General features: G+C 72.1%; 10 protein-coding genes. 4 read left to right on the top strand and 6 right to left on the bottom strand.

The features are described 5' to 3' along the window. Both ACIOWN_RS23375 and ACIOWN_RS23370 read left to right on the top strand, forming a co-directional pair. A complete protein-coding gene (locus tag ACIOWN_RS23375; protein ID WP_401983322.1) occupies positions 1-2,331 on the top strand; it encodes a heavy metal translocating P-type ATPase in 2,331 nt (776 codons plus the stop codon). A 436-nt stretch (positions 2,332-2,767) separates the two neighbouring features. Then, entirely contained in the window at positions 2,768-4,591 is a 1,824-nt protein-coding gene (locus ACIOWN_RS23370) for a glycoside hydrolase family 15 protein (protein WP_362355896.1), read from the top strand. 12 nt (positions 4,592-4,603) lie between these two features. On the opposite strand, the gene ACIOWN_RS23365 is transcribed toward ACIOWN_RS23370, so the two are convergent. The 6 genes from ACIOWN_RS23365 to ACIOWN_RS23340 all read right to left on the bottom strand — a co-directional run bounded on the left by ACIOWN_RS23365 (position 4,604) and on the right by ACIOWN_RS23340 (position 10,467). Then, positions 4,604-5,443 (bottom strand): SDR family oxidoreductase, encoded by an 840-nt coding sequence (locus tag ACIOWN_RS23365; protein WP_362355821.1) that lies wholly within the window; start codon positions 5,441-5,443, stop codon positions 4,604-4,606. Positions 5,444-5,490: 47 nt separating this feature from the next. Next, on the bottom strand, positions 5,491-6,675 hold the full coding sequence (locus ACIOWN_RS23360) for a cytochrome P450 (RefSeq protein WP_362355819.1): 1,185 nt from the start codon (positions 6,673-6,675) through the stop codon (positions 5,491-5,493). A gap of 42 nt (positions 6,676-6,717) precedes the next feature. Beyond that, positions 6,718-8,076, bottom strand: a complete 1,359-nt coding sequence (locus tag ACIOWN_RS23355) for an FAD-dependent oxidoreductase (RefSeq protein WP_362355817.1) — start codon at positions 8,074-8,076, stop codon at positions 6,718-6,720. Continuing rightward, positions 8,063-8,275: a ferredoxin gene (locus ACIOWN_RS23350; RefSeq protein WP_362355815.1), complete on the bottom strand. Its 213-nt coding sequence runs from the start codon at positions 8,273-8,275 to the stop codon at positions 8,063-8,065. Before ACIOWN_RS23350 ends, ACIOWN_RS23355 begins: the two co-directional genes overlap by 14 nt. Positions 8,276-8,425: 150 nt before the next feature. Beyond that, positions 8,426-10,174 carry a DEAD/DEAH box helicase gene (locus ACIOWN_RS23345; protein ID WP_401983276.1) on the bottom strand — a complete coding sequence of 583 codons (1,749 nt, stop codon included), beginning with the start codon at positions 10,172-10,174 and terminating at the stop codon, positions 8,426-8,428. 89 nt (positions 10,175-10,263) lie between these two features. After that, positions 10,264-10,467 (bottom strand): cold-shock protein, encoded by a 204-nt coding sequence (locus ACIOWN_RS23340; RefSeq protein WP_023544341.1) that lies wholly within the window; start codon positions 10,465-10,467, stop codon positions 10,264-10,266. Between the two features lie 292 nt (positions 10,468-10,759). On the opposite strand from ACIOWN_RS23340, the gene ACIOWN_RS23335 reads away from it, so the two are divergent. Beyond that, complete coding sequence (locus ACIOWN_RS23335; protein ID WP_362355811.1) at positions 10,760-11,107, top strand: hypothetical protein; 348 nt, start codon at positions 10,760-10,762, stop codon at positions 11,105-11,107. 213 nt (positions 11,108-11,320) lie between these two features. Next, complete coding sequence (locus ACIOWN_RS23330; protein ID WP_401983275.1) at positions 11,321-13,138, top strand: phosphatidylglycerol lysyltransferase domain-containing protein; 1,818 nt, start codon at positions 11,321-11,323, stop codon at positions 13,136-13,138. Positions 13,139-13,204 lie beyond the last annotated feature (66 nt).

Below are 13,204 nucleotides of genomic sequence, written 5' to 3'. Positions count from 1 at the left end.
ATGACCCACCGCACCCGCACAACACGGCCGCGCCGCCCGACCGCGGCGGTCGTGTCCCCACGGCTCGAACCCGTCCTCCTGGCCATCACCGCGGCGGCCCTGACCGCCGGCGGTATCGCCTGGCTCACGGGTACCGGCGGTCTGGCCGACCTCCTCTGGGGGCTGGGCACCCTCTCCGCCATCGTCCCCGCGGTGGCATGGGTGCTCGCCGCACTGCGGCACGGACACGCGGGTGTGGACCTCATCGCGGTACTCGCACTCGGCGGCACCCTGGCCGTCCACGAGTACCTGGCCGGTGCCCTGATCGCGCTGATGCTGGCCACCGGCCGCACCCTGGAGGCGGCGGCCCAGCGGCGGGCCTCCCACGATCTGCGTGCCCTGCTGGAACACGCACCACGTTCCGCGCGCCGCCGCACCGATGCCGGAGTGGCCACGGTGCCGCTGGCCGAGGTCACCGTCGGTGACCTTCTCGTCGTCGGCCCCGGCGAGGTGGTTCCCGTCGACGGCCGTGTGGAGAGCTCCGCCGCCGTTCTCGACGAGTCGGTGCTCACCGGTGAGCCCCTCCAGGTCGAGCGGGCCCAGGACGAGACGGTGCGCAGCGGCGTGGTCAACGCCGGAGGCGCGTTCGAGCTGCGTGCCACGGCCACCGAGCGGGACAGCACGTACGCCGGGATCGTGCGGCTGGCACGGCAGGCCGGGGCCGAGTCCGCGCCCGTCGTGCGGCTGGCCGACCGGTACGCGGTCTGGTTCCTGCCCCTGTCCCTGGTGGTGGCGGGACTGGCCTGGCTGATCAGCGGCTCCGCGGTACGCGCGGTCGCCGTCCTGGTGGTCGCCACTCCGTGCCCCCTGCTGCTGGCCGCCCCGGTCGCCATCGTCTCCGGCCTCTCCCGCGCCTCCCGCCTCGGCGTCGTCATCCGCGACGGCGGCGCGCTGGAGAACCTCGGCCGCGCCCGCACCCTCCTGCTCGACAAGACCGGCACCCTCACCGGGGGACGCCCCCGCGTCGTCGACGTCACCGCCGCCCCCGGCCTCAAGCCCACCGAGGTCCTCCGCCTGGCGGCCTCGCTCGACCAGTACTCGCCGCACGTCCTGGCCCGGGCCATCGTCGACGCCGCCCGGGAACGCGGGCTGGATCTGTCGATCCCTTCCGACGTCACCGAGGAACCCGGCCGGGGCCCCACCGGGAAGGTGGACGGGCACCGGGTCTCCGTCGGCCGTCCGAACACCGCGGACGCACGGCCGGCCTGGGCCAGGGCGGTCGACAACCGCGCCCTCCTCGACGGCGCGGCCGTCGCCTGGCTCACTGTCGACGGACACCTGGCCGGCGCCGTCCTGCTGCGCGACCCCCTCCGCCACGACGCGCCGCGCACCCTGCGCCACCTGCGCGCGGCAGGCATCGCACGACTGCTGATGCTCACCGGCGACCGCGCCGCACCCGCCGACGAAGTCGCCGCCGTCCTCGGCCTGGACGACGTACGCGCCGAACTCAGCCCCGCCGACAAGGTCGCCGCCGTCCGCGCCGAACGCGAACGCGCCGTCACCGTCATGGTCGGCGACGGAGTCAACGACGCCCCCGCCCTCGCCGCCGCCGACATCGGCGTCGCCATGGGCGCCCACGGCTCCACCGCCTCCTCCGAAGCCGCCGACATTGTGCTGACCACCGATCGCCTCGACCGCCTCGCCGACGCCGTCACCATCGCCCAGCGCGCCCGGCGCATCGCCGTCCAAAGCGCCCTCGGCGGCATGCTGATGTCCCTGGCCGCCATGGCCGCAGCCGCAGCCGGCCTCCTCCCGCCCGCAGTCGGAGCCCTGCTCCAGGAGGGCATCGACGTCGCCGTCATCCTCAACGCCCTGCGCGCCCTGCGGGTCGACCAGACCGCACGGCCGGCCCTCACCCCCGCCGCCGAAGCCCTCGTCCACCGCTTCGCCGCCGAACACGACGACCTCCAGGACGTCCTCGAATCCGTACGCGACGCCGCCGACCGCCTCTCCGACAGCCCCGGCCCCGAGGCACTCGCCGCGGTGGAGGAGACCCACCGGCTGCTGACCGAACGGCTGCTGCCTCACGAGTACGCCGAGGAACACGAGCTCTACCCCGCCCTCGCACCGACGCTCGGCGGGCCCGAGGCGACCGCCACCATGAGCCGCGCCCACACCGAGATCGAACGCCTCTCCCGCCGCGTCGCCACCCACCTGCAACTGGCCCACACAGGCGGGGGCCTCTCCTCCGAGCAACTCGACGACCTGCGCTCGTGCCTCTACGGCCTGAACACCGTGCTGCGCCTCCACTTCACCCAGGAAGAAGAGAACTACTTCTCCCTCGCCCCATGAACGACGGCATGAGAAGGACTGCCGCACGCGGGGGTCCCGGCCGGGATCCTCGGACCCCTCACCCGACGTTCGCCGGCGTCCGTACTCCGCGCTGGGCCCCACCCGGCCAACGGCGGGTCCATCCCCTGCCGGGGGCAGAGGGCAGGTGCTGTTCGAAACCTCGCCGAACGGAGGTGGACACCGTGATGTACTGGAATCGCGGCCGGGCCTGGATCACAGAGGTCGACACGGACACCTGCACCGAGGCGCGCGAACGGCTCGCCGCCCACCGGCCGGGTTCGGGCGGGGCTTTCGGGTCCCGCCCTCGTCATGTGCCGGTGTTCCCGCCTCCTGACGGCGGCCGTCGCATTCCCCCGCCCCTCGTGCCGCATCCCGTGGCGACCTCGTCGCACGGGGCGGACAGTGGAACCAGTGGCATCAGGGAAGCGAGATGATCATGGATCGTTACCCGCCCATTGCCGACCACGGCCTCGTCGGCGACCTGCAGACCGCCGCTCTGGTCTCGTCCCACGGGGTGGTCGACTGGTTCGCGGCTCCCCGGTTCGACTCGCCCACCGTCTTCGCCGCCCTGCTCGACCACGACCGCGGCGGCCACTTCCTGTTCGCGCCGGAAAGCCGGAACACCGTTTACAAGCAGCTCTACTACCCGGACACCGCGGTCCTGGTCACACGGTTCATGTCGCCGGACGGGGTCGGCGAGGTCTTCGACTGCATGCCACCGGATCGCACCGGCACCCCCACGGACAGGCATGTGCTGATACGCGGCGTGCGGGCGGTGCGCGGCACGGTGCACTTCGCTCTGGAGTGCCGTCCGCGCTTCGACTACGGCCGTGCCACCCACCGTCTCGATGTGCGGGACGGTACCGCCACGTTCCACGCGCCGAACGTCACCGCCCATCTGCAAAGCACCTTCCCCCTGCGGCAGGACGGCAGGGACGTGCGGGGTGCGGTGACCTTGAGGCCGGGTGAAGTGGCCGCGGCGGTGTTCACCGTCGGTGGGCCCGATGGTGACCCCCCGCCGCCGGTCACCCCGGACCGGGCGGTGGAACGGTTCTGGGACGTGGTGGATTTCTGGCACGGCTGGTTGCGCCACTCCCGGTACCGCGGCCGGTGGCCGGGGGTGGTTCACCGCTCGGCGATCACGCTCAAGCTGCTCACCTACGCCCCCACAGGTGCTCCCGTCGCCGCCGCCACCATGGGTCTGCCCGAGCAGATCGGGGGCGAACGCAACTGGGACTACCGCTACACCTGGGTCCGCGACGGCTCCCTGTCCGTGCGCGCCCTCCTCGACCTCGGGTTCGCCGAGGAGGCGGCGCAGTTCACGCGCTGGATGGGCGACCGCCTCCAGGCCCGGGAGGGCGTCGACGGCGAGCCGCTGCAGATCATGTACCGCGTCGACGGGGATCCCGAGCTGCCGGAGGAGGTCCTCTCGCACTTCGAGGGCTACCGGGGTTCGTATCCGGTGCGGGTGGGGAACGCCGCGGCCGATCAGCTGCAGCTGGACGTCTACGGGGAGGCCCTCTATGCCTTGTCGGAGGGCCATGATGTCGCCATGGGAGGCAGCTACCACGGCTGGAAGAACATCGCGCGGACGCTGGACTGGCTGGCCGATTCCTGGGATCGCCCCGACGAGGGCGTCTGGGAGACCCGTGGCGGGCGCCAGGACTTCACCTTCAGCCGGGTGATGTCCTGGGTGGCATTCGACCGGGGACTGCGCCTGGCGAGAGAGTACAGCCGTCCCGCCGACGCCCCTCGTTGGACCGCGGCTCGCGACGCGATCCTCGAACAGGTGATGGAGCGGGGCTGGAACGAGAAGGAGCAGGCCCTCGTCCAGCACTACGGAAGCGATGTCCTCGACGCCTCGCTGCTGCTGGTTCCGCGCGCCGGGTTCCTGGCTCCCAGGACGGTGAGCTGGCTGTCGACCCTGGACGCGATGGAGCGCAGGCTCGTGTCGGACAGCCTCGTCCACCGCTACGACCCCGCGGCCTCCCCGGACGGTCTGCGGGGCTCCGAAGGCACGTTCAGTCTCTGCACCTTCCTCTATGTGGACGCTCTCGCCCGCGCCGGGCGGATTCGTCCGGCGCGCTACGCCTTCGAGAAGATGCAGACCTATGCAAACCACGTCGGCCTGTTCGCCGAGGAGATCGGCCCCAGTGGGGAGCAACTGGGCAACTTCCCGCAGGCTTTCACGCATCTGTCGCTGATCATGGCCGCCACCACGCTGGACGACGCCCTCGACCAGCAGCGCGACTGGGGGTGAGGAGCGAGCGGTTCAGCCGCCGGTGGCGAAGCCCGGGAAGAGGGTCATGCCGCCGTCCACGTAGAGAGTGGTGCCCACCACGTAGTCCATGAGGTCCGAGGCGAGCCCGACGACCGCGTGGGCGATGTCCTCCGGATCACCGACGCGCCCGTACGGAATCAGCCCCAGCAGATCCTTCTCGGCGTCGGGAGTGTCCCAGGCGGCGCGGTTGATGGGCGTCCTGATGGCTCCCGGAGCAACGGCGTTGACCCTGATCCTGCGGGGTGCGAGCTCCTGGGCGAGCGTCTCCATCATCATCCGCACGCCACCTTTGGAGGCCGCGTAGTTGACGTGCCCGGCCCACGGGATGAGCTGGTGCACCGAGCTCATGCAGATGATCTTCCCGGCTGCTCGCGACACCTCGGGGACGACCCCCCTTCTCAGGAACTCCTTCGTCGCCTCCCGAGCGCACAGGAACTGGCCGGTGAGGTTGACGTCCAGCACCTTCTGCCACTGGGCCGTCGTCATCTCGGTGAACGAAGCGTCGCGCTGCAGCCCGGCGTTGGCCACCAGGATGTCGATGGTCCCGAGCTCCCGAACCATCCGTTCGACCATCGCGACGACCTGGTCCTCCTCGGACACATCGGCCTCGTACGCCATCGCGCGCACTCCGAACGCGGAGATCTCCTCGACCACCCGCTCGGCCTCCTCGCGCCCGGCGACGTAGTTGACGACCACGTCGGCTCCGGCGCGTCCCAGGCCGATGGCCGTCGCCTTGCCGATGCCCGAGTTGGCGCCGGTGACGAGTGCCTTCTGGCCTTTCAGCAGATGCGCGGGGATGACACCCCGAGGGGCTCCCTGGGACACGCTCACGCCGGTTCTCCTCCTCGACAGGTCCGGTCAGAGCTCGTCAGAGCTGGTCAGAGCTGAACGGGCAGGTGGCGCGGACCGCGGAGCATGGCGCTCTGCCGGTAGGGGGGCGGGTCCTCGAGCAGGCGCGCCGTGCCCAGGTGGGGGATGAGCGCGCCGAGCGCCGCCTGGGCCTCCAGACGGGCCAGGGGGCCGCCGAAGCACAGGTGAATGCCACCGCCGAAGCCGAGGTGCTCGACGTCCGGGCGTGCGGGGTCGAACCGGTCGGGGTCGGGAAACCGTTTGGGGTCGCGGTTGCCCGAGGCCAGCGCGAGGACGACGGACGTGCCCTTGGGGAGCACGGTGCCCGCCATGTCGATGTCGTCGCGGGGGATGCGCTCGCGCATGTGGACCGGAGGTTCGTAACGCAGTAGTTCCTCCACCGCTCGCGGCAGCAGGCCGGGGTCGCCGCGCAGGCGGTCCAGATGCTCGGTGTGGCGCAGAAGGGTGAGCACACCGTTGGTGATCAGGTTGACCGTGGTCTCGTGTCCCGCGATGAGGAGCAGCACCGCCGTCTCCGCGAGTTCCTCCTGGGTGAGCCGCAGGGCCGGATCCGGCTCGTTGGCGAAGGCGGAGAGCATGTCGTCACCCGGGTGGCCACGGCGCTGCTCGGCGAGGTTCACCAGGTACCCGCCCATCTCGAGCCGCGCCTGCTCGCCCGCCTTGTCCGCCTCGGTGGTGTCCTCCCCGGGCCTGACGTCGGCGGCTGTGACCAGAGCGTCGGACCAGGCCCGGAACAGCGGCTCGTCCTCGCGCGGCACGCCCAGCAGGTGGCAGATCACCGCGACGGGCAGTGGGTAGGCGAAATCGTCGACGATGTCGATCTGCCGGCCGGCCTCCAAGGGCTCCGTCAGTTCCTTGGTGATCCGATCGATCTCACCGCGCATGCCGTCGACCCGGTCCGGGCTGTGCGGCGGTCCGAACGGCCGCATGGCCAGGGTGCGGAGCCTGTGGTGCTCCGGGTCGTCGAGCCGCAGGAAGGGCGGCTTGTGTGTCGCCTCGCCACGGAGGCGGGGATCGACACTCATCCGCGGGTCGTGGAGCAGAGCGGCGATCTCGTGGTAGGTGCCGACCAGGTAGCTGCCGTCCGCCTGCCGCACCGCGGGTCCGGACTCGCGGAGTTCCGCGTACAGCGGATAGGGGTCGGGGCGGCTGGCGTAGTCGGTGATCCGTGCCAGCAAGGTCTCGGAGTCCATGATGGCTCCTCGTCGTTGGACGGGACGTGCGTCAGCCCGTGGCTACACCACGGTCAGCCGGCGGTCGGGAAGGTAGCCGGTGAGCGCCACGGTGGGGCCGTGGGAGAGCCCCTTCGGGTCCGGCACGTCGGACGGAATCGGGACGTCGGCCGCGATCGCACGGTCCTGCGCACCGGGCGGGGGCGGGAAGGGAGCAGCCGTCTCGATCAGGTGCCGGTAGTAGTCGAGCGACTTGGCCATGTCGACGGTGACCGCGGCGGTGACCCGGCCCTGGTAGCCGTAGACCATCGCCAGACGACGCGCCTCCAGGGAGCCCTGGGCGATGACCACGTGGTCGGAGTAGGTCGGTACGCCCACCGACTTGATGTTGAGCCCGAACTGGGTCGACCAGAACGTCGGGACGGCCAGGTGCGGGCGCCGCAGAGGCCCGGGACTGACCATGTTGTGGGCCGCCACCCCGGCCTGCTCGACCGCGTTTCCCCAGTGCTCCAGGGAGAGCAGCTGGTAGCCGAACAGGGGGTGCGGGAAGCGGGAGACGTCGCCGGCCACGAAGATGTCGTCGGTGACGATTCCGTACATGTTGAAGGCGCGGCATCCGGCGTCGCAGGCGATCCCGCGCGGGCCCGCCGCCAGCCCGGACTCCGCCAGCCACTCGATGTTGCGGATTGCCCCCAGCGCGACGACGCACACGTCCGCGTCGACACGCGTGCCGTCGGACAGGTCCGCACCGGTGAAGCTGCCGTTTCCGCGCAGGGCGGTGACCGTCACTCCGGTGCGCAGGTCCACGCCGTGGTTGCGGTGCATGACGGCCGCGAGTTTCGACAGCGTGCCGCCGAGGGCGCCCACCAGCGGCGCGGGGCCGCGTTCCGCGACCGTCACCTCGATGCCCCGCTCCCGGCAGGCCGAGGCGATCTCCGAGCCGGTGAAGCCGGCGCCGATCACCAGCACCCGCTCCGGCCCGGCGGCCAGCCGCTCGGCCAGTCCCGCGGCGTCCTCACGCGTGCGCAGGGTGAACACCCCGTCCAGGGCGCCCTCGGCCGGATTGGGCCAGGGCCGCGCCCGGGTCCCGGTGGCGATCAGCAGCCGGTCGTACGGCAACGACTCCCCGTCGGCCAGCAGTACCCGCTTCTCCAGAGGGTCCAGGCCGGTGGCGGCCACTCCCAGCCGCCACTCGGCGTCCGGGTTCCGGCGCATCGGCAGCTCGGTGGTGTCCGCCGTCGCCTGGCCGAGCAGTACCTGCTTCGACAGTGGTGGCCGGTCGTAGGGTGGATGGGGCTCGTCCCCGACCACGGTGAGTGAGCCGGTGAAGCCCTCCTCGCGCAGCGTCTCCGCGGCCCTCAGCCCGGCCAGCGAAGCACCGACGACGACGATGCGGCCGTCCCGGAGATCACCGGCGGCCATCAGGGCTCACCTCCTCGCCCACGAGGATGGCCTGGACCGGACAGGCCGCCGCGGCCTGGCGCACGCGATCGGCCTGGTCGTCGGGGATGGCCGTGGTGTACAGCAGTCCTTCCTCGCCGTGCAGCTCGAACATCCTGGGTGCGAGGAAGACGCACTGTGCGTAGCCCTGACAGCGCGTGAGGTCCACAACGGTTCGCATCCCCACCACTCCCTCTGTCGCGGCACCCCCTCCCATACAGCATGGGCCGGGCACCGCGGCCCCGCACGGTGACCGCTCGCGCGGTGGCGGGATCGAGGTCCGCATCGAGACACTGGTCGCCGGGATCGACGGCCGGCGGGAGGCGCCGTACTAGGTGGCGGAGCCCCGGCGCTCGGAGCCCCGGCCGCCGGTGCCGGACGAGCCGCGCGTGTTCCCGCCGGCTGCCGGGCGGCGGCCGGAACCGCGGGCCGGCGTACCGGAGGCGGAACCCGAGCCTGAGCCGGCCGCGGTCCGGCGGTCGGAACCGCGGCCGCCGGTGGCGGAGGAACCGCGGCCGCCCGTACCGGCGGCGCCGCCCTTGGCCGCGCCCGCTCCCGCCCGGCGGCCGGCGCCACCGCGCCCGCCCGACCCCGACGCGGAGCCACCACCGGCCGCACCGGCCGAGGCACGGCCGCCCGCACCGCCGGCACCGCCCGCACCGCCCCGGCCCGACCCGCTCCCGCCGCCGTTGCGGCGTCGGCGGCTGGGCCGTCTGCCGGGTTCCGTGGCGGTCTTGCGGTCGGCGCCGGACGCCGGTGTCGTGGGCTGGGGGATCTCGATGGTGACGGCCACGCCGGACGGCTCGCGGGCGCCCGTGAGGGTGGCCAGCTCCGCGTCGCTCGACCTGAGGCTCGCCGTCCGGGGGCGGATGCCCGCGTCCGACATGAGCCGGGTGACATCCCGCTTCTGGTCGGGCAGGACCAGCGTGACCACGCTGCCGGAACCGCCGGCGCGAGCCGTGCGGCCGCCCCGGTGGAGGTAGTCCTTGTGGTCGGTCGGGGGATCGACGTTCACCACGAGGTCGAGGTCGTCGACGTGTATGCCCCGGGCCGCGACGTTCGTCGCCACCAACGCGGTGACCTGGCCGTTCTTGAACTGCTCCAGGGTGCGGTTGCGCTGCGGCTGGGAGCGTCCGCCGTGCAGTGCCGCCGCGCGGACACCGACGGCGAGGAGACGCTTGGCCAGCCGGTCGGCGGACCTCTTGGTGTCGAGGAAGAGGATGACCCGGCCGTCACGGGCCGCGATGCGCGTGGTGACCGCCTTCTTGTCGGTCTCGTCCTGGACGTGGAGCACGTGGTGCTCCATGGTCGTCACCGCGCCCGCGGACGGGTCCACGGAGTGCACCACCGGGTCGGTCAGGAACCGCTGCACCAGGCGGTCGATGTTGCGGTCCAGGGTGGCCGAGAAGAGCATGCGCTGCCCGTCGGGCCGTACCTGCTGGATCAGCTTGGTGATCTGCGGCAGGAAGCCCATGTCGGTCATCTGGTCGGCCTCGTCCAGCACGGTGATGCGTACGCCGTCGAGTACGCAGTCCCCGCGCTCCACGAGGTCGTTGAGCCGGCCGGGGGTCGCCACGAGCACCTCCGCGCCGCGCCGCAGCGCACCGGCCTGCTTCGTGATGGACAGCCCGCCGACCACGGTGGCGAGCCGGACGTCGACCGCCGCCGCGTAGGGGGTCAGCGCGTCCGTGACCTGCTGGGCGAGTTCACGGGTGGGCACCAGCACGAGCGCGAGGGGCGCCTTGGGCTCCGCGCGCAGTCCGGCCGTACGCCCGAGGAGCGCCAGCCCGAACGCGAGCGTCTTGCCGGATCCGGTACGCCCACGCCCCAGCAGGTCACGTCCCGCGAGGGAGTTGGGGAGCGTGGCGGCCTGGATGGGGAAGGGCGCGGTCACGCCCTGCGCGGTGAGGGTCTTCAGCAGCTCCTCGGGCATGTCCAGAGCGGCGAAGTCCTCGACGGCGGGAAGAGCGGGTGTCGTACTCTCCGGCAGCCGGAACTCCCTCGGCGCGGACGGCGACGAGGGCGACGACGGACGGGACGAGGCGCGCCGGTTGTTCGGCTTCTGGGGTCTGCGGGACATGCGGTGGAGTCTGCCTTCCTCGAAACAGCACAAACCGGGGTCCGCACCATGTCGGTGCCGACCCCGGTGAGCAGATACGCGCCCGGCGATCAGGCGGGGACGATGTTCTCCGCCTGCGGGCCCTTCTGGCCCTGCGTGACGTCGAACGAGACCCGCTGACCCTCCTGGAGCTCACGGAAGCCCTGGGTCGCGATGTTCGAGTAGTGGGCGAAGACGTCGGGGCCGCCGCCGTCCTGCTGGATGAAGCCGAAACCCTTTTCGGCGTTGAACCACTTCACGGTTCCCTGTGCCATGACTTTCTCCTTCTGTAGGCAGAGGCCCCATCCGGAGATGCCGGTAAAACAAATAATGCGCCTGTGAGAGAGAAACATTCCCGTCAGGCGCACATAGGTTCATGGGTACCACAACTGCAACACCAAAAAGGTAGCACAGTCCGGCGGCCCCCGTCCGGAGCAGCGGGGCACGACCGAAGGTGACGATGGCGTTGCGGCCGGACACGGCCGGTGACCGAACGGGTTTCCCTCCGGCAGCGGCCCTACGTACTGTAGGGGGTCGGCTCGCCATTCAACCATCGACGGGGGACCCATGCAGGAAGCACGCGCTACGGGACGGCCCGGTGCTTCGCCCGGGGAGAACGCGCAGGGCGGGCTCGGGCCGACCGTCGTCCTGCTCGTCGTCAGTCTCACCGCCGCCGCCGTCGGGGTCTACCTGCTGTGCGGCTTCGGGCTGCACAGCCTCAACCCGCGGCCGCGGCTGTTCCGGGCCGGTTTCGCCACGGCCGGGGTGATCGTCGCCACGGTGGCGGCCGGTGCGGCGGTGGGCAACCTGGCCTGGTCGCTGACGGCGTCCCGCAGACGCGCGGCCGCGGGCGGCGGACCGCGCCGCGCTCCCGCCGAGGGCCGGCGCACACGGGCCTCGCTCCCCACCGACTAGGGTCTCGCGTCTTCGTTCCCTTTCCTTACCTTTTCCGTACGCACAACGGACAAGAAGCCGACCCGGCCCCGTTACCCTACAGACCGTAGGGTCGACGCCATCGCCTGGACGTACGGCCGCTCGTCCGTCCGGCTGTCCCCCACGGGTCTTCTGGCCCCCGCCGGTTCCGTACCCGCCGGTTTGCCCGGCCCGCTCCGAGGTGACGTGTCACCCATGCCCGCACAGCAACCGCAGCCTCCCGTCGTTCCCACCCAGCGTGCCGCCGACGCCTCCGCACGTTCCTCGCCGGGCCTGCGGCCACGGGCGCGGGCCGCCGCCGCCACCGTCTGGTACCTGCGGCTGCTCGCGGTGCTCAACATCGTCGCGGTGCTCTCGCTGCCGTTCCGCGAGGAGGTCCACGAGCACAACGGCGGTGAGTTCTTCACCCCGTACCTGGCCACCGCCGGCCTGGTCTCCGCGGCCCTCGCGCTGTTCCTCGCCGTGGTGATGCGGCGCCGCAAACGGGCCGCCTGGGCGTTCAACCTGATTCTCGCCGGGCCCCTGTTCGCCCTCTACGTCCTCGCGCTGACCCAGGACCGGTTCAACGACCACGTCTTCAACTGGGTCTCCGCGGCGCTCACCGGCCTCTTCGTGACCGCGCTGCTGATCGGCCGGCGCGAGTTCCACGCCGTCGGCGACCGCTCCAACCCGAGACTCGCCCTCGCCGTCGGCGCCTGCGGCCTCCTCGTCAGCGCGGGCCTCGGCACCTTGCTGGTGGACGTCACCAACAAGGCACACGGCGGCGCGTCCCTGGCCCAGCGGATCGTCTACGTCCTGCTGCGCGGCGTCAGCGTCGGCCCGCTCGCCGAGCGCGTCCCGGCCGTGCACGTGCCCCACTGGGTCGACATCACCCTCAACGTCTCGATGGCGGCGACCTTCCTGCTCGTCCTGTACGCCTGCTTCCGCTCCCCGCGCGGCCGTGCCCTGCTCGGCGAGGAGGACGAGAAGCGGCTGCGCGAACTGCTCGACAGGCACGGCGAACGGGACTCCCTCGGCTACTTCGCGCTCCGCCGCGACAAGGCCGCGATCTTCTCCCCCACCGGCAAGGCCGCCGTCGCCTACCGCGTCGTCGGCGGGGTCAGCCTGGCCTCCGGCGATCCCATCGGCGACCCGGAGGCATGGCCCGGCGCCATCGACGCCTGGCTGGCCGAGGCCCGCCGGCACGCCTGGACGCCCGCCGTGATGGGCGCGAGCGAGGAGGCCGGCACGATCTACGCCCGGCACGGCCTGGACGCCCTCGAACTCGGCGACGAGGCCGTCGTCGACGTCGCCGACTTCAGCCTGGAGGGCCGCGCCATGCGCGTCGTGCGGCAGGCCCACAACCGGGTCCGCCGGGCCGGCTACACCGTGTGCGTCCGCCGGCACGAGGACATCCCCGACGAGGAGATGGCCCTGCTCGTCGAGCGCGCCGACCGCTGGCGCGACGGCGCCACCGAGCGCGGCTTCTCCATGGCGCTCGGACGGCTGGGCGATCCGGCCGACGGCCGCTGCGTGATGCTGGAGTGCCGGGACGCCGACGGGGTGCCGCGGGCGCTGCTGAGCTTCGTCCCGTGGGGCGAGCACGGGCTTTCGCTGGACCTGATGCGACGCGACCGCGACGGCGAGAACGGCCTGATGGAGTTCATGGTGGTCGAACTGCTGCTGCGCGCCGGGGAGTTCGGGGTGCGGCGGGTGTCGCTGAATTTCGCCATGTTCCGCTCGGTCTTCGAACGCGGGGCGCGGCTGGGTGCCGGGCCGGTGCTGCGGCTGTGGCGCTCGGTGCTCACCTTCTTCTCCCGCTGGTGGCAGATCGAGTCGCTGTACCGCGCCAACGCCAAGTACCGGCCGGTCTGGGAGCCCCGCTTCCTGCTGTTCGCCAAGAGCAGCGACATCCCGCGCATCGGCCTCGCCAGCGCCCGCGCCGAGGGCTTCCTCACCCCGCCCGCCCTGCCGTCCCTCACCCGCCGCGGGGAGTCCCGGCCCACCGGGGAGTACGCCGGCACGCCTTCCTAGCAGACACGCCTTCCCGGCCGACACGACTTCCCGGGCGGCGCGCCTTCCGGAGGTCGGATCCCGTCG

The sequence above is a fragment of the Streptomyces sp. NPDC087787 genome, from assembly GCF_044743035.1.
In the GTDB taxonomy this organism is placed as follows: Bacteria; Actinomycetota; Actinomycetes; order Streptomycetales; family Streptomycetaceae; genus Streptomyces.
This window is presented reverse-complemented; position numbering and strand designations above follow the sequence as displayed.

Bases quoted from the DNA above. Each gene is read 5' to 3' on its own strand.
- ACIOWN_RS23360 (WP_362355819.1), bottom strand. From the start codon at position 6,675: ATGGACTCCGAGACCTTGCTGGCACGGATCACCGACTACGCCAGCCGC.
- ACIOWN_RS23335 (WP_362355811.1), top strand. From the start codon at position 10,760: ATGCAGGAAGCACGCGCTACGGGACGGCCCGGTGCTTCGCCCGGGGAG.
- ACIOWN_RS23340 (WP_023544341.1), bottom strand. From the start codon at position 10,467: ATGGCACAGGGAACCGTGAAGTGGTTCAACGCCGAAAAGGGTTTCGGC.
- ACIOWN_RS23375 (WP_401983322.1), top strand. From the start codon at position 1: ATGACCCACCGCACCCGCACAACACGGCCGCGCCGCCCGACCGCGGCG.
- ACIOWN_RS23370 (WP_362355896.1), top strand. From the start codon at position 2,768: ATGGATCGTTACCCGCCCATTGCCGACCACGGCCTCGTCGGCGACCTG.
- ACIOWN_RS23330 (WP_401983275.1), top strand. From the start codon at position 11,321: ATGCCCGCACAGCAACCGCAGCCTCCCGTCGTTCCCACCCAGCGTGCC.
- ACIOWN_RS23350 (WP_362355815.1), bottom strand. From the start codon at position 8,275: ATGCGAACCGTTGTGGACCTCACGCGCTGTCAGGGCTACGCACAGTGC.
- ACIOWN_RS23355 (WP_362355817.1), bottom strand. From the start codon at position 8,076: ATGGCCGCCGGTGATCTCCGGGACGGCCGCATCGTCGTCGTCGGTGCT.
- ACIOWN_RS23345 (WP_401983276.1), bottom strand. From the start codon at position 10,174: ATGTCCCGCAGACCCCAGAAGCCGAACAACCGGCGCGCCTCGTCCCGT.